This is a genomic window from Rhizobium sp. BK316, assembly GCF_014193695.1.
GTDB lineage: Bacteria > Pseudomonadota > Alphaproteobacteria > Rhizobiales > Rhizobiaceae > Rhizobium.
Genome location: NZ_JACHZR010000003.1, coordinates 465,664 through 486,758 on the forward strand (window position 1 = coordinate 465,664; position 21,095 = coordinate 486,758).

The following is a 21,095-nucleotide window of genomic DNA, read 5'->3' on the forward strand; positions in this document are numbered from 1 at the left end:
TCGACAGGAATTCGGACCGGCCTTTGGAAGCCTATCGCCTGGCAGGTATCACAAGCGTGCGAATCTCGCCCCCAAAAGCAGGATTGGCGATCGCTTCCGGTGTCTGTTCGAGCGTGATCCGGCGGGAGATCAGTGGCCCAACCTTGATCGCACCCGAGGCAATGAGATCGACGGCGCGCTGATGGGTGAACGGGTTGAGGAAGGAACTGACGAGGTTCACCTCGCGAAACAGCAGGTCGAAGGGTTCGATCTCGATTCTTGCGCCTTGCGGCATGACGCCGAGGATGACGGCAGTACCGCCGCGTTTGGCAAGTTTCGGCGCCTGCACCATGGTTTCCGGCACGCCGGCGCATTCGAAGACGATATCGGTGCCGCCGGGCAGCAATCCATCCGCGCCGGTGATTCCGCTGACGACATCCGCCCGTGACGGATCGAAGGTGGCTGTGGCACCGAGGCTTTCGGCAAGTACCCGTTTTTCGGCATTGCGGGTGACAAGGAGAATACGTGTCGCGCCGGCAAGCCGGGCAAGCTGGATGGTCAGCAGGCCGATCACCCCGCCGCCGAGCACGATGACGGAGGTGCCGGTCTTTATATTGGCGAGATCGACGCCGTGCAGGCAGCAGGCGAGCGGCTCGCAAAAGGCGCCGTGCAGCGCATCGAGCTCGAGCGGCAGTTCAAAAGCCTGTTTCTGCGGGAGGATGACATAATCGGCAAAACCACCATCGTGGTGGATGCCGATCGCCTGCAGGTTCCGGCAGAGATTGACGCGGCCATCGTGGCATTGCTCACAGCGGCCGCAGGCGATGTTGGGATCACCCGTCACACGCATGCCGGGACGAAAGCCGATGACGTCGGGGCCGACGGCTTCGATGATGCCGGTAAATTCGTGGCCGAGCGTCACCGGTGGATGGGAAGGGAATTCGCCGAGGAACAGATGCCGGTCGGTGCCGCAGATGCCGCAGGCTTCGATGCGGACAAGCAGGTCGTCCGGTCCGGGAATGGGCTTTTCGACCTCGCGCAGGAACAGTTTTCCCGTCGCTTCCAGGCGCACGGCTTTCATCGGCATGATCCTCCAAGTCTCCTCGCCATCAGGAAGCGGGAAAGCGGGAGTCGCGTCAAGCATTTACCGGCATTTCTTCAGCCGAAGCGGCGGCGTGCTTCCTCGGCAAAACTGCGACTGACCGGGACCTGCGTGCCGTCGCGGGTGAGGATGAGGATCTTGCCGTTGTCGCGTTTCAGGGCTTCGACATGAGCGTCCGCCACCCAATGCGACCTATGCACCTGAAGTCCCGGCGTTGCGCCGATCTCCCGGAGCGCATCGGAAAAGCGCAGCAGCACCAGTTCGCGGCCGCGGCTGGTGACGACCTCGGTATAATGATCCTGCACGGAAAGGCGCAGCAAGGCGCCGCGATTGTGCGGCTTCAGCCGGTCGAGGATCGATGTTGATGGGGGTATCTCTGCTGTTGCCTGTTCGATCTGGCGATGCATCGTGAGATAGGTCAGGAAGCAGAAGAGTGCACAGAGCGGCAGCGCGAAGACGGCCCTGTAGAGGCCGCTCCCAAGCGAGACCGGATCGCCGATGAAGGCATAGTCGACGAGACCGATCGCAAAGCCGATCGGCAGGGCTGCGATCAGCGAGCCGATCATCATGCGCCAGAACATCCGGTTCAGCACCTTGCGCAGCAGGCCGTCGGCCAGCACCGAAAACAGGATGGCGATCGACCATGCGACGGCATGCAGGATCAGCCAATAGGCGAGGCGCTTACCGGCCGGCATGCTGTCCATCGTACCGTAGGGACCGGTCACTACAAAGATCAGGACAACGGCGAGGAAAGTTCCCCAGAAGCGCGAAGAGCGCCAGAAGAGCTGCAATTCGCGAAGCGTGGATTGCAAGGATGGGTGATCCACGAAGTTTCCTCGCCGTTTACGCCATCTTTGTTGAGAGGAAATGCAGTCATGCCGGAAACAAGGGGCGATTTCAACCGGAGCCGACCATGACCCTCGAGCCACTGTTCAATGCACCTTTTGCCATTCGGATCCACGTCCTCGCCGTTATCCCGGCAGCAATCCTTGGCGCCTATCTGATCGCCCGGCCGAAGGGCACGCCAAGGCACCGGCTACTCGGCAAGATCTGGATGGCGCTGATGGTCATGACGGCGCTCTCGAGCTTCTTCATTCACCAGATCAATCTGTTTTATGGCTTCAGTCCGATCCACCTTCTTTCCATCGCGGTGCTGGCTGGAAGCTGGCGGGCCATAGTGGCTGCGCGGCGGCACGATATCCGCGGTCACAAGCGGGCAGTGCTCGGCATGTATTTCGGCGGCATCGTCGTTGCTGGCCTTGCCACGCTGCTACCGGGCCGGTTGATGAGTGCCGTCGCCTTCTCCGGCAACAGCTGGCTGGCCGCAGCGATGCTCGGGCTGGTCGCCGCTGCGATCGTTGGCGCCATCCGATTTCGGCCGCGCCGCAGCCGGGCGGCGTGATGAGGCGGCTGGAATTTGCCTTCGCACCGGATATATAACTGACTCCTGAGAGCATGCACGGGCGCATCGCCGGGGGAGATCGAAGATGGAATGGAAAGGCCGGCGTCAGTCCGACAATGTCGAGGATCGCCGCGGCGATCCATCCGGTGGTATGGGACGCAATCCATTCGGCCGCGGCGGCGGCTTCAGCTTTCCATCGGGCGGCGGCGTTGGCCGTCGCGGCGGCGGGCTCAGCATCGGCACAATCATCTTCCTCGTCGTCATCTACCTGATCTTCAAGGCGATGGGCATCGACCTGATGCAGGTGATGGAAGGCGGCGGCTCGACGGGCGGGGGTGGCTACACGCAAAGCGAATCCTCCTCGCAGGCTCCGGCAAATGACGAGATGACCGCTTTCGTGCGCACGGTTCTTGCTGAAACCGAAGATACCTGGCACGGCATCTTCCAGTCGCAGGGCAAGGACTATGAGGAACCGCGCCTCGTTCTGTTCTCCGGACAGACGCAGTCGGCCTGCGGATTTGCATCCGCCGCGACCGGGCCGTTCTATTGCCCTGGCGATCACAAGGTCTATCTCGATACGGCCTTCTTCCAGCAGCTTTCCGACCAGTTCGGCGCATCCGGCGATTTCGCCGAAGCCTATGTGGTTGCCCACGAGGTCGGCCATCATGTGCAGAACCTGCTCGGAATCCTGCCGAAATTCAATCAGGCGCGCCAGAGCATGAGCGAGGCCGATGCCAACAAGATGTCGGTCCGGGTTGAACTGCAGGCGGATTGCTTCGCCGGCATCTGGGGCAAGTATACGCAGCAGAAGGGTATTCTCGAGGCCGGCGATCTGGAGGAGGCGCTGAACGCGGCGCAGCAGATCGGCGACGATACGCTGCAGAAGCGCTCGCAGGGCTATGTTGTTCCAGAAAGCTTCAACCACGGTACGTCGGCGCAGCGCATGCGGTGGTTCAAGCGTGGTTTCGACAGCGGGCAGCTTTCGGCCTGCGATACGTTCTCCAACCCGATTTGATCAGGAGATCCGGCACCCGGCGTTCAGTGCAGGGTGCCGGCAGTGCGATAACTTACTTTTCGCTGTCCATATGCTTGAGCTGGGCTTCCGGATAACGGGCGCCCTTGGCGGCACCCTTCGGCACGGCGCGTTCGATGGCGGAAAGATCGTCAGAAGTCAGTTCCACCGCACGGGAGCCGAGCGCTTCCGTCAGGCGATCACGACGGCGGGCGCCGATAAGCGGCACGATATCCTTGCCCTGTGCCGCCACCCAGGCGATGGCGACCTGGGCGACCGAGGCGCCCTTGAGTGTGGCGATCTTTCTGAGTTCTTCGACCAGAGCAAGGTTCTCGTCGACATTGCCGTCCTGGAAGCGGGGGCTGACGGCGCGGAAATCGCCGGCGGCCTGCTGCCCCTTCTGCCAGTGGCCGCTGATGAGGCCACGCGACAGCACGCCATAGGCGGTGATTGAAATGCCGAGCTCGCGGGTCACCGGCAGGATTTCGTCTTCGATGCCGCGGGAGATCAGCGAATATTCGATCTGCAGGTCGGCAATCGGTGCAACGGCAGCGGCCCGGCGGATCGTATCGGCGCCGACTTCCGAGAGACCGACATGGCGGACATAACCCGCCTTGATGAGATCGGCAATCGCACCGACCGTGTCCTCGATCTGCACGTTCGGATCGAGGCGGGCAGGGCGGTAGATGTCGATGTAATCGACGCCGAGGCGCTGCAGCGTGTAGGCGAGGAAGTTCTTTATGGCGATCGGACGGGCGTCATAGCCGTTCCAGCCATTCGCGGGATCGCGCAGCGCGCCGAACTTGACGCTGATGACGACGTTTTCGCGCTTGCGGCCCTTGAGCGCCTCGCCGATCAGCATTTCATTATGGCCCATGCCGTAGAAATCGCCGGTGTCGAGCAGGTTGATGCCCGCATCGAGCGCGGCATGAATGGTGGCAATGCTCTCAGCGCGGTCAGACGGGCCGTACATGCCCGACATGCCCATGCAGCCGAGGCCGATGACCGAGACTTCCGGGCCAGTCTTTCCCAAACGATAGGTCTGCATCTTCTTCTCCTTCAGCGACGCCTGGTGGCGTCTTCGGATGCCGTTTTACCGCAGCCGGGTTTGTGCGATAATCCGGATAGTCTCGAACAGGCCGTACGGAAAAATGCACAATGGATGATCTTCCCCTCAGTGATCTGGATGCCTTCGCCGCAATTGCAAGGGAGCGGAGTTTCCGCTCGGCGGCCCGCAAGCGCGGGGTTTCGGCGTCGTCCCTGAGCGATTCGCTGCGGCGGCTGGAAGAACGGCTCGGTGTCCGGCTTCTGAACCGCACGACGCGCTCTGTTACGCCGACGGCGGCGGGCGAGAGATTGCTCGAAAAGCTTTCGCCGGCGCTTTCGGAAGTGGCGGCTGCGCTCGGCCAACTCGACAGTTTTCGCGACAATCCGGTGGGCACGCTCAGGCTGAATGTACCGAGCATTGTCGTAAAGCTTTTCATGGCTGATCTCGCAGTGCGGTTTCTGGCGCTTTACCCGCAGATCACGCTTGAGATCATCGCCGAGGATACATTTATAGATGTGCTGGCCGCCGGTTTTGATGCCGGTGTTCGATACGACGAGAGGCTGGAACGCGACATGATCGCGGTGCCGATCGGTCCACGCAGGCAGCGCTATGTGACGGCGGCCGCTCCCGCCTATCTTGAGCGGCGCGGCGTGCCGCAGCATCCGCGGGATCTGCTGGAGCATAGCTGCATCCGCCATCGCTTTCTAAGCGGAGCCTCGCTCCCCTGGGAATTCGAACGTGGAGAAGAGGTATTGGTCATCGCGCCGTCAGGTCCCGTCATCGCCAACGCGGTTGATATGGAAATCGAGGCGGCGCTCGCCGGGCTCGGCGTTGTCAGAACTTTCGAGGAACTGGTTGTGCCCGGCATCGCGGATGGCCGCCTGATGCCGATCCTGAGCGAATGGGATAGCGAATTTTCCGGCCCGTTCCTCTATTATCCAAGCCGCCATCACATGCCCGCGCCGCTGCGGGCTTTTGTGGATTTTGTGCGGATGGAGCAGCGAAAAAGCGCCTGAACCATCTATTTCAGCGGAGTTGTCATCAAGAACATTGAAATGTTCACGTATTGTTTCGGTCGCTGCAATGAGCTATGTCACATCTTCGGCGACGAGATCGTCTTTCCAGAAAATGTCGACTGTAGAGATGCTTCATGCTTGATCCGAAATTCGTTCGCCGCGGCCTTTTCCTGGTCTTCATCATCCTTTTTCTGGATGTTATCGGCATTGCCATCATCATGCCGGTCCTGCCTGTCTATCTCGAGCAATTGACCGGCGGCACGGTCAGCGATGCGGCGGTCGATGGCGGCTGGCTCATGCTCATTTATTCGCTGATGCAGTTCCTGTTTGCGCCGCTGCTCGGAAACCTGAGCGACCGTTTCGGGCGCCGCCCGATCCTGCTGCTGTCGGTGCTGACCTTCGCCTTCGACAATTTCATCTGCGCTGTCGCTACCAGCTACTGGATGCTCTTCGTCGGTCGCGTGCTTGCCGGCATCAGTGGCGGCAGTTTCGCCACCTGCTCGGCCTATATCGCCGATATCAGCAATGACGAGAACCGTGCGAAGAATTTCGGCCTGATCGGTATCGCCTTTGGCGTTGGTTTCACTGTCGGTCCGGTCCTTGGCGGATTTCTTGGCGAGTTCGGGCCGCGCGTGCCGTTCTACGGTGCGGCCGCACTTTCCTTCGTCAATTTCATCGCAGCCTGTTTCCTGCTGCCGGAAACGCTTGATACAAAGAACCGCCGCAGCTTCGAGTGGAAACGCTCAAACCCGCTCGGTGCCTTGCGGCAGATGCGACACTATCCCGGCATCGGTTGGGTCTGCCTCGTGATGTTCCTGTTTTTCCTCGCCCATGCCGTTTATCCTTCGGTCTGGTCCTTCGTCACGACCTTCCGATACGGATGGAGCGAAGGGCAGATCGGCCTCTCGCTCGGCATCTACGGCATTGGTGCCGCATTGGTCATGGGGCTCGTGCTGCCGCGCGTCGTGCCTGTTCTCGGTGAATGGAAGACGGCGCTACTCGGCCTGTGTTTCTCGATGACAGCCCTCACAGGCTATGCCTTCGCCTGGGAAGGCTGGGTCGTCTACACGGTGATCGTGCTGACAGTCATGGAAAATGTTGCCGATCCGCCATTGCGCAGCATCGCCGCCGGCAAGGTGCCGCCCTCGGCGCAGGGCGAGTTGCAAGGCGCGCTCACCAGCATCAGCAGCATTACGACGATCATCGGCCCGCTGATCTTCACGCAGATGTTCGGCTATTTCACCAAGCCGGACGCGCCGGTCACCTTCGCCGGTGCGCCCTTTCTCCTCGCAGCATTTTTCATTCTCGTCTCTGCAGTTGTATTCCTGACGCGAGTGAGGAGATCGAAGGCGCCGGCTGGAGTCTTCAACGCGGCGGAATGATCCATCAAAAACAGTGAAGCTGTGATGAATTTTTCAGCATCTGCCTGTTTTGGGGTGGTTCTTTGCGCCGCTTTGCTCTAAGCCGGCATGATATTTTGCCGCCCTGCGGCCGTTAACGATTCAATCTCAGGAATAGTGTCATGGACACGCCGATCGACGTGCGCACCATCGCGCCTGCAGCAGACAACCGCTGGTCTGCGCATATCCGCGCCACGCTGATGCTCGGCGTGCCGCTGATCGGTGCGCAACTGGCGCAATTCGGCATCGGCATGACCGACGTGATGATCGTCGGCCAGCTCGGTGCCGAAAACCTCGCGGCCATGGTACTTTCCGCGCAGTTCCTGTTTACGATCCTGATCTTCGGCTCGGGCTTTGCCATCGCCGTCATCCCGATGGTGGCGCATGCCTATGGCAGCGGCGACGTGGTGACGGTGCGCCGGTCGCTGCGCATGGGGATCTGGGTAGTCATCTGCTACTGGCTGCTGATGCAGCCGGCCTTCTTCAATTCCGAGGCGATCCTGCGGTATTTCGGGCAGAAGCCTGAGGTCGCGAAGCTCGCGCACGGCTATATCATTATCGGTCAGTTCGGCGTGCTGCCGGGCCTGCTCTACAATGTCATGCGCGCGCTCGTCAGCGCCATCGGCAAAGCCGGTGTCATTCTCCAGGTCACCATCGCCATGCTGGTGCTGAATGCGATTGGCGCTTATATCCTGGTGCTCGGTCATTTCGGCCTGCCGGTGATGGGGCTTGAAGGCGCTGCGATCGTCTCCGTCGCGGTGCAGACGGCCGGTTTCCTCTTCATCCTGTCCTATGTGCGGGGCAGGGAGGAGACGCGGCGCTACGAGATTTTCGTTCGTTTCTGGAAGCCGGACTGGCATGCTTTCTTCGAGGTCATCCGCTTGGGCTTGCCGATCAGCATCACCATCCTCGCCGAAGTCAGTTTGTTCACGGCCGCCTCGCTGCTGATGGGCCATATCGGCACGATCGAGCTTGCCGCGCATGGCATCGCTCTGCAGTGGGCGTCGATGGCCTTCATGATTCCGCTCGGCCTCGGTCAGGCGGCAACCGTGCGCGTCGGTGTCGCGCACGGGCAGGGCGATCATGCCGGGCTGGTGCGGGCGGCGATTACGGTGCTGATCATCGCCAGCATCGCCGCCATCATCGGCAGCATCATTTTTGCGACCATACCGCAACTTCTGGGACGCCTGTTTCTCGATGTCAGCCTGCCGGAGGCGCCGCAGGTGCTGGCCTATGCCGGTCCGCTGATCGTCATTGCTGGTCTCTTCCAGTTTGTCGACGGCCTGCAGGCAATCGCCAGCGGTTTGCTGCGCGGGTTGAAGGATGCGCGCGTGCCGATGATCATGGCGCTGATCGCCTATTGGCCGATCGGCTTCTTCCTCGCCTGGGCCTTTGCCTTCCCGCTCGGTTTCGGCGGCCTCGGCATCTGGTTCGGCTTCCTCGTCGGGCTTGCGGCCGCTGCCGCCATGCTCTGTGCGCGCTTCTATATTCTCGTTCGCCGGGAGGGGGCAACGGCCGGCGCCTGAGCCGGCCGTCCTGGTATCAGGCGGCCACGGGCTTGTAGCTGGCGATATCGGCGCGAATGCCGAGACGTGCAAACATTTCCTGCGGGTCGAAATTGGCGGCCTTATGGGCTGCTGCAACGACAGCCCGCACGCGCTCGACGACATCGGCGCTTTCCCATTCGGCGACTGTCACGAAATTGAATTCGCCGGGACCGGCAACCTGTTCCAGCACCGTATGATTGATGAAGCCGTCCTGCGCCTCCAGCACCTTATGGGTCATCATGACGTTGACAAGAAATTCCTCGCGCGCCGCTGCCGGCACGATGAATTTGTCTATCCTGTAGAAAGCTCCGCTCATCCAGTTTTCTCCTGCATCTGATGTTGGCAGGCAGTTCTGTAATTCCTCAAGTTAAGTTGAGGTCAATATGCGGGCAAAGAAAAAGGCCCGCCTGAGCGAGCCTCGATCTGATGTCAGCGTTCGGCGAGCGCCGGTTCACCCTTCTTCTCGCGCACCATGTTGACGAAGCGGCGGAAGAGATAGTGGCTGTCCTGCGGGCCGGGTGATGCTTCCGGATGGTGCTGGACGGAGAAGACCGATTTGCCGAGAACGCGCAGGCCGCAATTGGTACCGTCGAACAGCGATACGTGAGTCTCCTCAACGCCTTCGGGCAGCGACTTCGTGTCGACTGCGAAGCCGTGGTTCATGGAGACGATCTCGACCTTGCCGGTCGTGTGGTCCTTCACCGGATGGTTTGCGCCGTGGTGACCTTGATGCATCTTCTCGGTCTTGGCGCCGAGAGCGAGGCCAAGCATCTGGTGGCCGAGGCAGATGCCGAAGACGGGTATATCGGTGCTGATCAGTTCCTTGATGACGGGCACGGCATATTCGCCTGTCGCGGCCGGATCGCCCGGGCCGTTCGACAGGAAGATACCGTCCGGCTGCAGGGCGAGTACGTCCTCAGCGCTGGTCGTTGCCGGCATGACGGTGACCTTGCAGTCGAGGCCGGCAAAAAGGCGCAGGATGTTTCGCTTCACGCCGTAATCCAGGCAGACGACATGATACTTGCTGTCAGAGGCGCCGAGTTCGCCATAACCTTCATTCCAGATCCAGGGGGTCTGCGACCACTGCGAGGACTGGCCGGAGGAGGCGATCTTGGCGAGGTCGAGGCCCTCGAGGCCGCTCCATGCCTTTGCTTCCGCCTTCAGCGCATCGATGTCGAAAGTGCCCGCGGGATCATGGGCGATGACGGCGTTCGGCGAGCCGTTCTCGCGGATCCAGGCCGTCAGCGCGCGGGTGTCGATGCCGCAGAGGCCGATGATGCCGCGGGCCTTCAGCCAGGCGTCGAGATGTTTGACGGCGCGATAGTTCGAGGGTTCTGTGATGTCGGCCTTGAAGATCACGCCGACGGCGCCGTGGCGTGCTGCCGGCGTCAGGTCTTCGATGTCTTCTTCGTTGGTGCCGATATTGCCGATATGGGGGAAGGTGAAGGTGACGATCTGGCCGAGATAGGAGGGGTCGGTGAGGATTTCCTCGTAACCGGTCAGCGCCGTATTGAAGACCGCCTCGGCCTGGACCTTGCCGGTTGCCCCGATGCCCTTGCCTTCGATGACGGTGCCGTCGGCAAGAACGAGCAGGGCGGTCGGCTTTTCGGTTGTCCAGGGTGCTGTCGCGGTCATCTTCATCCCGTTTCCGGCGGGCTCTTGCGTTCGGGTAACGCTGGCCGGCCATTTGATCTCGCAGGCGCAGGCGCGCGGCTTTTGCCGCGTTTGACGCCTGATCACGAATTTTGGTGCAGGTGGCGGTAAATAGCCACGCTCTCTGCCTAGGTCAATCTTTGTACCGCAGATTGCGGCACTTTTCCTGCTGATATTGGCGGGATTCTCGCAATTTATTTGATCCCATGCATCAGCGTGGTTTATGAAAGCGCCATTTTAAAAGGAGTAGTGACATGCTGCGCGATCAACTCACCACCCAGCTCAAAGAGGCCATGAAGGCGAAGAAGATGGATCGTCTCGGCACTATCCGTCTCATTCAGGCTGCGATCAAGGATCGCGACATCGCCAATCGCGGCGCCGGCAAGGAAGAGGCGGGCGACGATGAAGTGCTGCAGATCCTCGCCAAGATGGTGAAGCAGCGCGATGAGTCGGCGAAGATCTACGAAGAGAATGCCCGTCCGGAACTTGCCGAAAAGGAACGCGCCGAAATCGCCGTCATCCAGGATTTTCTGCCGAAGCAGCTTTCCGACGATGAAGTGCGCGCCAATATCGCCGCCATCATCAAGGACGTCGGCGCCGAAGGTCCGAAGGACATGGGCAAGATCATGGCTGCTCTCAAAGAGCGTTATGCCGGCCAGATGGACTTTGCCAAGGCTTCCGGCACGGTCAAAGAGCTGCTGAAATAAGACGTCTCGCCTGCGGTTGTTCTTCGACCGCAGGCCCCAGCACGTGCTCGGCGGCGGCGTCTATGATGGCGAATTTCGCCGCCTGATAATTCCAGTATTCAAGCACGAAACCGCGGGAGAGCCAGAAATCGCCCTTTCTCGGGGGCTCGGTCCAGCCCACGCTTCCCATATTCGCCGCCTGGGTGAGCAAGCGCTTCAGGTGCGTGTTGGAGATCATGAACTGATCGCGGATCTCGCGCAGCGACAGTGGGCCGACGACGACGTGGTCGGTAGAATGCGGAAAGCCCGGCAGGCGCGAAATCAGATAGTCCATCACAAGGCCGCCGGAATTGGCCCAGTTGAAGAGATTGAAAGTGGCGCCGGGGTTGCGGACAGCTTCGGTCTCGATGATCTTTCTGGCGATGAGCGGCTGAAGGCTGGCGATCAATGTGGGATCGGCCGTCAGATTTTCCGCACGGCGGCCGCCGTCGAGGCTATCCAGAATCATCAGGTGGGCGACCAGCCATTTGGTGAAATGCTGTTCGGCCGTTTCCGTCGGTTCGAGAAAGCGGGTGCGCTTGTCTTCGCCCGGAGCGGAACGTAGAAACCGATAGGCCAGCATTTCCTGTACGAAGGCGGCTGCGGTGTTGCGGCTGGCGATCTTGTTCTGGACGGCGAAATCGATGAACCGGCCAGAATAAAGGCCGCGCTTCTCATCGCCTGGATAGCCGTAATAGAGAGCGAAGCCCGCATGCGCCATTAGCCAGCGCTGTTGTGCGGCGAATATCGATGCAATACGCGGGCTCTCGCGGTAAATTGCGAGCATTTGATTGGCACAATGAAGAATTGCAGCAAGAAAATTATCGTCGGCTGCAAGTTTTTCTGCGGTGTAGGCCATAGCGCTGTCCAGGAGTTTTGCGCATTCATTTGCCACGCCTATTGGAAGTGTCAATGCTTTTGTATTTTGGGAGTTAACCGGCAAGGTTAAACGCAACAAAGTCGCAACGCCGGGGCTGAGCATTTCAGGTTTCTCCGAAAGACTGAAATGTCCAGTGTATTTGTCTTAACGCAATTTCGGATGCAAGCCGTTGCGCACTTTCCTGGAATTACCCAAAAAATAAGAAGGCAGGAGCTGGGGGCGCTCCTGCCTTCTTGCTCTTTGCTTCCGTCAGCGACGCAGGGTTGAAACCCAAGCCGGCGGGTATTTGCAAAGGCACCCTTGCGAGGCGGCGCCGGGGGTAGGGATGGTGCCTCGCTTGGGGATCGCTTTGTTGAGACCGAACTTATGGCCAGGCCCCGGCTTATTCAAATTACAAAAATATAATAATCCCGGATTCGGCCTTCCGGGCTGTGAATATGGAGGCGCGCAGCGCTCCTCCGAGCGGGAAGTGAATACTGGCCGAATCTTCTATAACAGATTGTTTTTACGTGCTCTTTCTAAAGAGCGATTTTCGCGGAGTGGATGATGCCGGTGTCTCGAAATTTGAGATATGTCAAAAATGTCGCACCCTCTGCGTGGCCCCGATAACGCTTTGTTGAGTGGCGTTTGCCGAGATTTTTGACAGGGTTGCCGGCCCTGTGAAAAGCGGGATTTAAGGCAGAAGTTTCGTGGCGCAGCGTGGCAAAGCTGCTTATATGGAGGTTCTGCAAGAGGTAGAGATGCGCTTTTCACCCACCTTCCTGGACGATATCCGTGACCGCGTTCCCATATCGAACGTGATTGCGCGGCGCGTGAACTGGGACAAGCGCAAGACCAACGTGTCGCGTGGCGACTATTGGGCCTGCTGCCCCTTCCACGGCGAGAAGTCGCCGAGCTTCCATTGCGAGGACCGCAAGGGTCGTTACCATTGCTTCGGCTGCGGGGTGACCGGCGATCATTTCCGCTTTCTGACCGAGCTTGAGGGCCTGAGCTTCCCCGAAGCCGTGCAGACGATCGCAGATATGGCCGGCGTGCCGATGCCGGTTGCCGATCCGCAAATGGAAAAGCGGGAGAAGGAGCGCACTTCGCTTCTCGACGTCATGGAAATGGCGACGCAGTTCTTTCAGGATCAGTTGCAGACGGCCAATGGCGCCAGGGCGCGCGCCTATCTGCGCGACCGCGGGCTGACGGGCCGCACGATCGAGACCTTCAGGCTCGGGTTTGCGCCTGACAGCCGCAATGCGCTGAAGGAATTTTTGGCCGGCAAGGGTGTCACCAAGGAGCAGATCGAGGCGTGCGGCCTGGTGGTGCATGAAAACGTGCCGGTCTCCTATGACCGGTTCCGAGACCGCATCATGTTCCCGATCCTTTCCTCTCGCGAGAAGGTCATCGCCTTCGGTGGACGCGCCATGTCGCCGGATGCGCCGGCGAAATATCTCAATTCCAACGAGACAGAGCTCTTCCATAAGGGCAATGTGCTCTACAATTTCGCTCGTGCGCGCCGCGCGATGCAGGGCGCGAACGGCGAGGGCACGATCATCGCCGTCGAAGGCTATATGGATGTCATCGCGCTGCATCAGGCCGGCGTCGCAAATGCTGTCGCACCACTCGGCACGGCACTGACCGAAAACCAGCTTGATCTGCTCTGGAAGATGACATCGCAGCCGGTGCTCTGCTTCGATGGCGACGGTGCCGGTATCCGCGCCGCCAATCGCGCCGCCGATCTGGCGCTGCCGCATCTGAAGCCGGGGCGTAGCGTGCGTTTCGCGCTGCTGCCCGATGGCAAGGATCCCGACGATCTCGTGAAGCACGAGGGCAGGGCGCCCTTCGACAAGGTCATGGCGCAGGCCAAGCCGCTCTCGGAAATGCTGTGGGATCGCGAGGCGCGGAGCGGCAAGTTCGACACGCCGGAAGCGCGCGCCGAACTGGAAGCGCGGCTGAGACAGCTCGTGGCCGTCATTGCCGACGAAAATGTGCGCCGCCATTACCAGCAGGATATGCGCGATCGCCTGAACAGCTTCTTCCAGCCGCAATTCCAGAACCGCGGCGGTGGCGAGCGGCGCAATTTTGGTGGTGGCAATGGTGGCGGCAGTTTTCGGGGTCAGAAGGGTGGCGCTCCGGCGGGACCCCGAACCCCGGTCGCCGCGTCGGATCGTCTGGCTCGCTCGGGTCTCGTGCGCGGCCATCAGGACAATGCGGCGCTCAGGGAATGCGTGCTGGCCCTGACGGTCATCAATCACCCCTCGCTGATGCTCGACGATTACGATGAGATTGCCGCGATCGACTATGACAATCGCGACCTGCAGAAGCTCTGGTCGGCGATGCTGGGGGCGGCGGCCGTCGTTGCCGGGCCGCATCTGACGCGTGATTATCTGATGGAATGCCTCGATGTTGCGGGTTTCGGCCCGCTCCTGAAAAACCTCGATCAGCAGGTGCGCAATGCGCGGCTCTGGACGGCGACCGAGGCGGCGGCGATGGAGGATGCCCGCGAGGGCTATCGTCAGGCGCTTGCCTTCCACAAGCGCGCCAAGGATCTGCGCTGGCAGAAGATCGAGTTGGAGCGCGATATCGCGCAGGCGACGGAGGCCGGTGACGATTCCGAGATCGACCGGTTGATGCGCGCGTCCCAGGAAGTGCATTTCGAGGCATTGCGGCTTGAGAACCAGGAGGCCATTATCGATGGCTTCGGTGTGCTCTCCGGTCGCGTCAAAGGCGCTGCGAGCCACTGATGCCGCAGACAGAACGCGACGAACCGCCATTCTCGGCCTCCGATGCCCTGTTTGCAGGCACGGCGCAGCCGCTCGACGTGCTGAAGCGCGTCTATGGCTATTCCGCCTTTCGCGGCCGGCAGCAGGAAGTGGTCGAGCATGTCGTCGCCGGCGGCGATGCGGTCGTGCTCTTTCCGACCGGGGCCGGCAAGTCGCTCTGCTTCCAGATCCCCGCCCTTTGCCGCCAAGGCCTCGGCATCGTCGTCTCGCCGCTGATTGCGCTGATGCGTGATCAGGTGGAAGCGATGAAACAGCTCGGCATTCGCGCCGCAGCGCTCAATTCCTCCATATCGCGCGAGGAATATGTCGCGATCCGCCGAGGCATTTCCTCCGGCGATCTCGACCTGCTCTATGTCACCCCGGAACGTATCCTGATGGATGGTTTCCGCGAGTTGATCGGCAATGCGAAGATCGCGCTGTTTGCGATCGACGAAGCGCATTGCGTCTCGCAATGGGGCCATGATTTCCGGCCGGAATATCGCGAACTCGGCAAGCTCACAGAGCAATATCCCGGCGTGCCGCGCATTGCGCTGACGGCAACGGCCGATCCGCATACGCGGGAGGACATTATCGAGCGGCTGATGCTCGACAATGCCGCTGTTTTCACGACGAGCTTCGACCGGCCGAATATTTCCTATGAGATCGTCGAGCGGGACCAACCGCGCCAGCAGCTCCTGCGCTTCCTCTCCGGCCACAAGGGCAATAGCGGCATCGTCTATTGCCTGTCGCGTGCCAAGGTGGAGGACACGGCCGATTGGCTGAACACGCAGGGCATCCGGGCGCTGCCCTATCATGCCGGCATGGACAGGGCGCTGCGTGACGCCAACCAGGATGCCTTCCTGAAGGAAGAAGAACTCTGCCTTGTCGCGACCGTCGCCTTCGGCATGGGCATCGATAAGCCGAATGTGCGTTATGTTGCCCATCTCGATCTGCCGGGATCGGTCGAGGCCTATTATCAGGAAACGGGCCGTGCGGGACGTGACGGCCTGCCGTCCGAAGTCTGGATGGCCTATGGCATGGCCGATGTCATCCAGCGCCGGCGGATGATCGATGAGGGCAATGCGGCCGACGAAATCAAGCGCATCGAACGCGGCAAGCTGAATGCGCTGCTGGCGATCTGCGAGACGGCATCCTGCCGGCGGCAGGCGATCCTGGCGCATTTCGGCGAGGCGCATGGCGGCAAGTGCGGCGGCTGCGATACCTGCCTGAAGCCGGTCGAGACCTGGGATGGAACTGAGGCGGCGATCAAGGCGCTGGCGGCTGTCTATCGTACCGGTGAACGTTTCGGCGCCGGCCACGTCATCGATGTGCTTGTCGGCAACGTCAATGAGAAAACCGAACGTTTCCGCCATGTCGATATGCCGGTCTTCGGCGCCGGCAAGGATATTGCCGTTCGTACATGGCAATCGGTCTATCGCCAGCTTATGGCCATGGGGCTGATCCGTGTCGATCACGAGGCTTTCGGAGCCCTGAAACTGGAGCCGGAGTCGCGTGCCGTCTTCAAGCGTGAGCGCGAAGTCTTCTTCCGCAAGGATCGCGCGCCTTCCGAGCGCCGGGCGAAGAAGACCGAGCGCGCGGAGCGCAGGACGGGGCTTTCTGGTGCTGACGGCACGCTCTTCGAAGCGCTCAGGGCCGAGCGCATGTCGATTGCCAAGTCGCTCGGCGTGCCGCCCTATGTCGTCTTCCCGGATACGACGCTGATCGCCTTCGCCACCGAGCGGCCGCGCAGCCGCAAGGAACTGCTCGGCATTTCCGGCGTCGGCCAGTCGAAGCTCGAGCGCTACGGCGACGCCTTCCTGGATATTATTCTCTCCCACGACGAATAACGTGGCTGTACGGATCTTCCGCTGCAAGCGACGCGGAAGTCTGCTACAGTTCCTCAGGAGTTTTGGGGGGAACTTACATGGCGCAGTTCAACAGAGCAGTGGCGTCACTGCCCGGACGCGAGCGGATTGCCAGGCATCCGCATGGCGGGCAAGTGTTCATTCATGCAACGGCGGAGGAAACGGCCGGCGCTTACGGCATCTGGGAAACCTTCTCGGCGCCCGGCACCGGCCCTTCACGGCATATGCATACCCGCGAGACGGAGGTCTTTCGCGTCATCGAGGGAAGTTACCGCTTCTGGTGCGGAAACGAGATGATCGAGGCGCCGGTCGGCTCCGTGGTCGTGCTGCCGCCGAATGTGCCGCATCACTGGCGCAATGTCGGCGACAGCATGGGGCGGATGATGGGTTTCGTCACACCGGGTGGTTTCGAGCATTTCTTCGTGGAGCTCGAACGGGCCGGTGCCGCGACACCAGAAACGATCCTGCCGATCCAGCATAGGTTCGGCCTTGTGGAGATCGGCGACGGTCCTGATCCCTAAATATCAGATCCTCGAGAGGGCGATCAGGCGAGATCGGTATGGAGGAAATCGCTGCCTTTGTAGAGAAGGCGCGTTTTCAGTGCTTTGGCACAGGCATAGGCAGAACAATCGCCGAAATTCAGATCCGCCGGATGACCAACGACTTTTCCGTAGTGCATGCTTGCAGACAGAGCACCTTCGCCGATCTCATGTGAGATCGAAATCTCGTCAAGAACCAGATCTTCGGCGAATGCATCGATCGCTTGGGCCGCTGCCTTTAGGAGTTCGGGTGTCGTCTTCCTGCCCGCCGGCGTCTTCTGCCGTGCGAGTGCCTGGATGGCTACGAAGCGGACAAGGGGCGAGATGTGCATGGCGGGATCGCCCGATGCCGCCAAACTCTTCTCAAGCTCTTCATGGCCGGGCTATCGAGCAAGGATGGCGACGATTGCCGATGCGTCGATGAACATCAGCTACCCCACATCTCGTCGCTAAATTTCTTCATGTCGAACGACGGATCATTTGGCCCCATCGCATCCGCCAGCGATTTTGCACGCGCAAGGCGTTCACGCAACGGCCGGCTTTGCCGTGCGCGCGCAAGCTCATGATGGAGCGCCGTTCGCACAGCGTCGGTTTTTGTCGCAGCCTTGGTCAAACGCTGTAGCTCAGTTGCAAGCTCGTCGACTTCGGCGTCCCGAATATAAAGCGCCATGATGATATTCCTTTTTGCATATGCGAATATCATTCTTGAATATTCATTTCGATATCTGTGCCGGCGGATCGTCGGCTGCGAAAATATTTTCGTACCGGATCAGCGACATGCGCACTCGCTTTGTGCTAATTGCAACCCCCATCGGAGGACGTTTTTGGGATAAGGGCGTATACAATGACAAAAGCATTTCTCTCCCACCTGCAGTCGGAGCTTGCCTCGCTCAAGGATGCCGGCCTCTACAAGTCCGAACGCGTTATCACATCGAAGCAGGCCGGCGAAATCGCCGTTGCCTCTGGCGAGCGCGTGCTGAATTTCTGCGCCAACAACTATCTCGGCCTTGCCAATAACGAGGAACTGGCGGAAGCCGGCAAGAAGGCGCTCGACCGTTATGGCTACGGCATGGCGTCCGTGCGTTTCATCTGCGGCACGCAGGAAGAGCACAAGCAGCTTGAAGCGCGCATCTCTTCCTTCCTCGGCATGGAAGATACGATCCTCTATTCCTCCTGCTTCGATGCCAATGGCGGCCTGTTCGAGACGCTGCTCGGTGAGGAAGATGCGATCATCTCCGATGCGCTGAACCATGCCTCGATTATCGACGGCGTGCGCCTCTCCAAAGCCAAGCGTTTCCGCTACGCCAACAACGACATGGCGGCGCTGGAAGAGGAATTGAAGAAGGCCGAAGGCAGCCGTTTCAAGCTGATTGCGACCGACGGCGTCTTCTCGATGGATGGCATCATCGCCAATCTGCAGGGCGTGTGCGATCTCGCCGAGAAATATGGTGCCATGGTCATGGTGGATGACAGCCACGCCGTCGGGTTTGTCGGCAGGCATGGTCGCGGTTCGCCGGAATATTGCGGCGTCGAGGGCCGGGTCGATATCGTTACCGGCACCCTCGGTAAGGCGCTTGGCGGCGCATCCGGCGGCTATACGTCGGCAAAGGCTGAAATCGTCGAGTGGCTGCGTCAGCGCTCGCGCCCCTATCTTTTCTCCAACACGCTGGCGCCGGTCATTGCGGCCGCATCGCTGAAGGTTTTCGACCTCATCGACAACGGCGATGCGCTGCGCGAGCGGCTGTCGGCCAATGCGTCGCTCTTCCGCACCGAAATGACCAAGCTTGGCTTTACGCTCGCAGGCGAGGGGCATGCGATCATCCCCGTCATGCTGGGAGATGCGAAGCTTGCGCAGGATATGGCGGCACTGATGCTGAAAAAGGGCGTCTATGTGATCGGCTTCTCCTTCCCCGTCGTGCCGAAGGGGCAGGCACGCATCCGCACGCAGATGTCGGCCGCGCATTCGAAGGCGGATGTGGAGCGGGCGATTGCGGCCTTTGCCGACGCCGGCCGCGAACTCGGCGTGATTTGAAGAGCAGTTGACGGTGTGCCATGAGGCCCCCTCATCCGCCCTTTCGGGCACCTTCTCCCCGCTGGGGAGAAGGGGAGGGTTGGCCTCGGCGAGCCAAAGGGAAAAGCGATGTCCAACATGATGAAAGCACTGGTCAAGGCCAAGCCTGAAGTCGGCCTCTGGATGGAACATGTGCCGGTGCCGGAAGTCGGCCCGAACGACGTGCTGATCCGCGTGAAGAAATCGGCGATCTGCGGAACGGACGTGCATATCTGGAACTGGGACCAGTGGGCGCAGAAGACCATTCCGGTGCCGATGGTGGTTGGCCACGAATTCTCCGGCGAAATTGCCGAGATCGGTTCTGCCGTCACCAAATATCGCGTCGGCGAACGCGTCTCAGGCGAAGGCCATATCGTCTGCGGCAAATGCCGCAACTGCCGCGCGGGCAGGGGGCATCTCTGCCGCAACACGCTCGGCGTCGGCGTCAACCGCCCAGGCTCCTTCGGCGAATTCGTCTGCATTCCGGAAGCCAATGTCGTCGCCATTCCCGATGATATTCCCGATGAGATCGCGGCGATCTTCGATCCGTTCGGCAATGCCGTTCACACCGCGCTTTCCTTCGATCTCGTCGGCGAGGACGTGCTGGTGACGGGTGCGGGGCCGATCGGCATCATGGGCGCGCTCGTTGCCAAGCGCTCCGGCGCGCGCAAGGTGGTTATCACCGACATCAACCCGCATCGTCTCGATCTCGCCCGCAAGCTCGGCATCGACCACGTCGTGGACGCCTCGAAGGAAAATCTTGCCGACGTGATGAAGTCGATCGGTATGACCGAAGGCTTCGACGTCGGCCTCGAAATGTCGGGCGCCGCACCTGCCTTCCGCGACATGATCGACAAGATGAACAATGGCGGTAAGATCGCCATCCTCGGCATTGCGCCCGCCGGCTTCGAGATCGACTGGAACAAGGTCATCTTCAAGATGCTGAACCTCAAGGGCATCTATGGCCGCGAGATGTTCGAGACCTGGTACAAGATGATTGCCTTCGTGCAGGGTGGCCTCGACCTGTCGCCGCTTATCACCCACCGCATCAAGATCGACGATTTCCGCGATGGCTTCGAGGCGATGCGCTCGGGCAATTCCGGCAAGGTCGTGATGGACTGGATGTGAGGCGAGGCAGATATGACGGCCCGTCGCGGCAAGGCGGCAGCTTAGGGCGCAATCTCTATAGGCGTATGATCGGGGACGCGCGCCCAGATATCCCGCATCTCCTGGTCGGTGACGGCAATGCACCCATCCGTCCAATCCCAGAGCAGATGCATGCTCTGGACAAAACCCCAGCCATTGGGGAGCCCATGGATCATGATATCGCCACCGGGAGGGTAGCCCTTCGCTTCGGCATTCTGCCGATCGGCAGGGCTTGGGTAGGAAATATGCAGACTGAGATGCGCCATGGATCTGGGATTTCGCCAGTCGATTTCGTAGCGCCCCTCGGGCGTTTTCTCATCACCTTCCCGTTGTTTCGGCCCCTCGTCGGCAGTGCTTCCAAGGGAGATCCGGTAGGTCGAAAGGGGAGTATCGCCTCTGAAGAGAACCATGCGACGATCAGATTTATAAACGCGGATGAGGTCAGCCTGCTGTTCCAGCGGCGCGTCCGGAGGCGGGGAGCCTGAGCCGATCTTCGCCATCACTTTCGTATAAGCGAAAAAGCTGACTGCGATCGCAGCCAGAAGGATCAACCTGTTTCTCGTCATGATCCTTGCCACCGGGATTCCCCATAATCGTGTATGGTTTGTTTTTTTTAGCTCATGTTGGCTATTTGCGAAGAATCTATGGCGTACAGTCGGAATGATCTGCGGCACTTCCGGTGTTTATTCAAAAGCCCTTGTCTTTTCCCGGTGACATACTAGATAAGCATCGCAATCGCTGGCGCGGTTCAAAGCCTGTGGATAAGGCTTTTTCCGGGTTTTCGGTGGCTTTTTTTCTGGAAAAGCTTGACGAGAACAAATTTTGTGGGAATCACCGTTTCACTTGGGCGGTGAACTGGGTCAAGGCGGATCGCACAACCATGGCCGGAAATCCAATGGCAATGAAAATTTGCTGTCCGATGCCGGCAATCGTGGTTAATCAGGCTTTAAATGTCATCCCGTTAGGTGGGTATAGGTGATTCGA

General features: G+C 60.2%; 21 protein-coding genes. 12 read left to right on the forward strand and 9 right to left on the reverse strand.

The window, feature by feature from the left end; genetic code table 11:
• Positions 1-31: 31 nt before the first annotated feature.
• Both FHT87_RS16380 and FHT87_RS16385 read right to left on the reverse strand, forming a co-directional pair.
• Positions 32-1,060: a zinc-dependent alcohol dehydrogenase family protein gene (locus FHT87_RS16380; RefSeq protein WP_183732743.1), complete on the reverse strand. Its 1,029-nt coding sequence runs from the start codon at positions 1,058-1,060 to the stop codon at positions 32-34.
• 77 nt (positions 1,061-1,137) lie between these two features.
• On the reverse strand, positions 1,138-1,908 hold the full coding sequence (locus tag FHT87_RS16385; RefSeq protein WP_183731419.1) for a LytTR family DNA-binding domain-containing protein: 771 nt from the start codon (positions 1,906-1,908) through the stop codon (positions 1,138-1,140).
• 86 nt (positions 1,909-1,994) lie between these two features.
• Here FHT87_RS16385 and FHT87_RS16390 point away from each other — a divergent pair, with 86 nt between their 5' ends.
• Both FHT87_RS16390 and FHT87_RS16395 read left to right on the forward strand, forming a co-directional pair.
• The gene (locus tag FHT87_RS16390) at positions 1,995-2,483 is read left to right on the forward strand and encodes a DUF2306 domain-containing protein (RefSeq protein WP_183731417.1); all 489 of its coding nucleotides are present in this window, start codon (positions 1,995-1,997) and stop codon (positions 2,481-2,483) included.
• A gap of 85 nt (positions 2,484-2,568) precedes the next feature.
• Entirely contained in the window at positions 2,569-3,498 is a 930-nt protein-coding gene (locus tag FHT87_RS16395; RefSeq protein WP_183731414.1) for a neutral zinc metallopeptidase, read from the forward strand.
• A gap of 52 nt (positions 3,499-3,550) precedes the next feature.
• On the opposite strand, the gene FHT87_RS16400 is transcribed toward FHT87_RS16395, so the two are convergent.
• Positions 3,551-4,543, reverse strand: a complete 993-nt coding sequence (locus FHT87_RS16400; RefSeq protein ID WP_183731411.1) for an aldo/keto reductase — start codon at positions 4,541-4,543, stop codon at positions 3,551-3,553.
• Positions 4,544-4,653: 110 nt separating this feature from the next.
• Between FHT87_RS16400 and FHT87_RS16405 the strand changes: the two genes are divergently transcribed.
• The 3 genes from FHT87_RS16405 (at position 4,654) to FHT87_RS16415 (ending at position 8,485) form a co-directional block, all read left to right on the forward strand.
• The gene (locus FHT87_RS16405; RefSeq protein WP_183731408.1) at positions 4,654-5,559 is read left to right on the forward strand and encodes a LysR family transcriptional regulator; all 906 of its coding nucleotides are present in this window, start codon (positions 4,654-4,656) and stop codon (positions 5,557-5,559) included.
• Between the two features lie 134 nt (positions 5,560-5,693).
• Positions 5,694-6,941, forward strand: coding sequence for a TCR/Tet family MFS transporter (locus tag FHT87_RS16410; RefSeq protein WP_183731405.1), 1,248 nt, complete (start codon positions 5,694-5,696; stop codon positions 6,939-6,941).
• 140 nt (positions 6,942-7,081) lie between these two features.
• On the forward strand, positions 7,082-8,485 hold the full coding sequence (locus FHT87_RS16415) for an MATE family efflux transporter (protein ID WP_183803251.1): 1,404 nt from the start codon (positions 7,082-7,084) through the stop codon (positions 8,483-8,485).
• A gap of 16 nt (positions 8,486-8,501) precedes the next feature.
• Here FHT87_RS16415 and FHT87_RS16420 read toward each other — a convergent pair whose 3' ends face one another.
• Together FHT87_RS16420 and carA are read right to left on the reverse strand one after the other, a co-directional pair.
• Entirely contained in the window at positions 8,502-8,822 is a 321-nt protein-coding gene (locus FHT87_RS16420; RefSeq protein ID WP_183731400.1) for an antibiotic biosynthesis monooxygenase, read from the reverse strand.
• Positions 8,823-8,935: 113 nt separating this feature from the next.
• Positions 8,936-10,141 (reverse strand): glutamine-hydrolyzing carbamoyl-phosphate synthase small subunit, encoded by a 1,206-nt coding sequence (carA, locus tag FHT87_RS16425; protein ID WP_183803254.1) that lies wholly within the window; start codon positions 10,139-10,141, stop codon positions 8,936-8,938.
• Between the two features lie 272 nt (positions 10,142-10,413).
• On the opposite strand from carA, the gene FHT87_RS16430 reads away from it, so the two are divergent.
• Positions 10,414-10,866, forward strand: a complete 453-nt coding sequence (locus FHT87_RS16430) for a GatB/YqeY domain-containing protein (protein ID WP_183731396.1) — start codon at positions 10,414-10,416, stop codon at positions 10,864-10,866.
• Here the strand turns inward: FHT87_RS16430 and FHT87_RS16435 are convergent.
• Complete coding sequence (locus FHT87_RS16435; protein ID WP_183804005.1) at positions 10,847-11,743, reverse strand: hypothetical protein; 897 nt, start codon at positions 11,741-11,743, stop codon at positions 10,847-10,849. The genes FHT87_RS16430 and FHT87_RS16435 overlap by 20 nt on opposite strands.
• A 761-nt stretch (positions 11,744-12,504) precedes the next feature.
• Between FHT87_RS16435 and dnaG the strand changes: the two genes are divergently transcribed.
• From dnaG to FHT87_RS16450, 3 genes are all read left to right on the forward strand, one after another.
• Complete coding sequence (dnaG, locus tag FHT87_RS16440; RefSeq protein ID WP_183803257.1) at positions 12,505-14,493, forward strand: DNA primase; 1,989 nt, start codon at positions 12,505-12,507, stop codon at positions 14,491-14,493.
• Positions 14,493-16,358: a DNA helicase RecQ gene (recQ, locus tag FHT87_RS16445; protein ID WP_183803260.1), complete on the forward strand. Its 1,866-nt coding sequence runs from the start codon at positions 14,493-14,495 to the stop codon at positions 16,356-16,358. The genes dnaG and recQ overlap by 1 nt, the downstream gene beginning before the upstream one ends.
• Positions 16,359-16,435: 77 nt before the next feature.
• A complete protein-coding gene (locus FHT87_RS16450) occupies positions 16,436-16,897 on the forward strand; it encodes a cupin domain-containing protein (RefSeq protein ID WP_183803263.1) in 462 nt (153 codons plus the stop codon).
• Positions 16,898-16,920: 23 nt separating this feature from the next.
• Here FHT87_RS16450 and FHT87_RS16455 read toward each other — a convergent pair whose 3' ends face one another.
• Positions 16,921-17,247, reverse strand: coding sequence for a VapC toxin family PIN domain ribonuclease (locus tag FHT87_RS16455; protein WP_348649372.1), 327 nt, complete (start codon positions 17,245-17,247; stop codon positions 16,921-16,923).
• A gap of 95 nt (positions 17,248-17,342) precedes the next feature.
• On the reverse strand, positions 17,343-17,585 hold the full coding sequence (locus tag FHT87_RS16460; RefSeq protein WP_183731385.1) for a type II toxin-antitoxin system VapB family antitoxin: 243 nt from the start codon (positions 17,583-17,585) through the stop codon (positions 17,343-17,345).
• 174 nt (positions 17,586-17,759) lie between these two features.
• Between FHT87_RS16460 and FHT87_RS16465 the strand changes: the two genes are divergently transcribed.
• Both FHT87_RS16465 and tdh read left to right on the forward strand, forming a co-directional pair.
• A complete protein-coding gene (locus tag FHT87_RS16465; protein ID WP_183803266.1) occupies positions 17,760-18,947 on the forward strand; it encodes a glycine C-acetyltransferase in 1,188 nt (395 codons plus the stop codon).
• 108 nt (positions 18,948-19,055) lie between these two features.
• Positions 19,056-20,093 carry an L-threonine 3-dehydrogenase gene (gene tdh, locus FHT87_RS16470; RefSeq protein WP_183803269.1) on the forward strand — a complete coding sequence of 346 codons (1,038 nt, stop codon included), beginning with the start codon at positions 19,056-19,058 and terminating at the stop codon, positions 20,091-20,093.
• Positions 20,094-20,134: 41 nt separating this feature from the next.
• Here the strand turns inward: tdh and FHT87_RS16475 are convergent, their stop codons facing one another.
• On the reverse strand, positions 20,135-20,677 hold the full coding sequence (locus FHT87_RS16475; RefSeq protein ID WP_183803272.1) for a L,D-transpeptidase family protein: 543 nt from the start codon (positions 20,675-20,677) through the stop codon (positions 20,135-20,137).
• 113 nt (positions 20,678-20,790) lie between these two features.
• Between FHT87_RS16475 and FHT87_RS16480 the strand changes: the two genes are divergently transcribed.
• Positions 20,791-21,090 (forward strand): hypothetical protein, encoded by a 300-nt coding sequence (locus tag FHT87_RS16480; RefSeq protein WP_183803275.1) that lies wholly within the window; start codon positions 20,791-20,793, stop codon positions 21,088-21,090.
• Positions 21,091-21,095: the final 5 nt, after the last annotated feature.

Coding starts and splice junctions, on each gene's coding strand:
- FHT87_RS16380 (WP_183732743.1), bottom strand. CDS start 1,060: ATGAAAGCCGTGCGCCTGGAAGCGACGGGAAAACTGTTCCTGCGCGAG.
- FHT87_RS16390 (WP_183731417.1), top strand. CDS start 1,995: ATGACCCTCGAGCCACTGTTCAATGCACCTTTTGCCATTCGGATCCAC.
- FHT87_RS16395 (WP_183731414.1), top strand. CDS start 2,569: ATGGAATGGAAAGGCCGGCGTCAGTCCGACAATGTCGAGGATCGCCGC.
- FHT87_RS16400 (WP_183731411.1), bottom strand. CDS start 4,543: ATGCAGACCTATCGTTTGGGAAAGACTGGCCCGGAAGTCTCGGTCATC.
- FHT87_RS16405 (WP_183731408.1), top strand. CDS start 4,654: ATGGATGATCTTCCCCTCAGTGATCTGGATGCCTTCGCCGCAATTGCA.
- FHT87_RS16410 (WP_183731405.1), top strand. CDS start 5,694: ATGCTTGATCCGAAATTCGTTCGCCGCGGCCTTTTCCTGGTCTTCATC.
- FHT87_RS16415 (WP_183803251.1), top strand. CDS start 7,082: ATGGACACGCCGATCGACGTGCGCACCATCGCGCCTGCAGCAGACAAC.
- FHT87_RS16420 (WP_183731400.1), bottom strand. CDS start 8,822: ATGAGCGGAGCTTTCTACAGGATAGACAAATTCATCGTGCCGGCAGCG.
- carA (WP_183803254.1), bottom strand. CDS start 10,141: ATGACCGCGACAGCACCCTGGACAACCGAAAAGCCGACCGCCCTGCTC.
- FHT87_RS16430 (WP_183731396.1), top strand. CDS start 10,414: ATGCTGCGCGATCAACTCACCACCCAGCTCAAAGAGGCCATGAAGGCG.
- FHT87_RS16435 (WP_183804005.1), bottom strand. CDS start 11,743: ATGGCCTACACCGCAGAAAAACTTGCAGCCGACGATAATTTTCTTGCT.
- dnaG (WP_183803257.1), top strand. CDS start 12,505: ATGCGCTTTTCACCCACCTTCCTGGACGATATCCGTGACCGCGTTCCC.
- recQ (WP_183803260.1), top strand. CDS start 14,493: ATGCCGCAGACAGAACGCGACGAACCGCCATTCTCGGCCTCCGATGCC.
- FHT87_RS16450 (WP_183803263.1), top strand. CDS start 16,436: ATGGCGCAGTTCAACAGAGCAGTGGCGTCACTGCCCGGACGCGAGCGG.
- FHT87_RS16455 (WP_348649372.1), bottom strand. CDS start 17,247: ATGCACATCTCGCCCCTTGTCCGCTTCGTAGCCATCCAGGCACTCGCA.
- FHT87_RS16460 (WP_183731385.1), bottom strand. CDS start 17,585: ATGGCGCTTTATATTCGGGACGCCGAAGTCGACGAGCTTGCAACTGAG.
- FHT87_RS16465 (WP_183803266.1), top strand. CDS start 17,760: ATGACAAAAGCATTTCTCTCCCACCTGCAGTCGGAGCTTGCCTCGCTC.
- tdh (WP_183803269.1), top strand. CDS start 19,056: ATGTCCAACATGATGAAAGCACTGGTCAAGGCCAAGCCTGAAGTCGGC.
- FHT87_RS16475 (WP_183803272.1), bottom strand. CDS start 20,677: ATGACGAGAAACAGGTTGATCCTTCTGGCTGCGATCGCAGTCAGCTTT.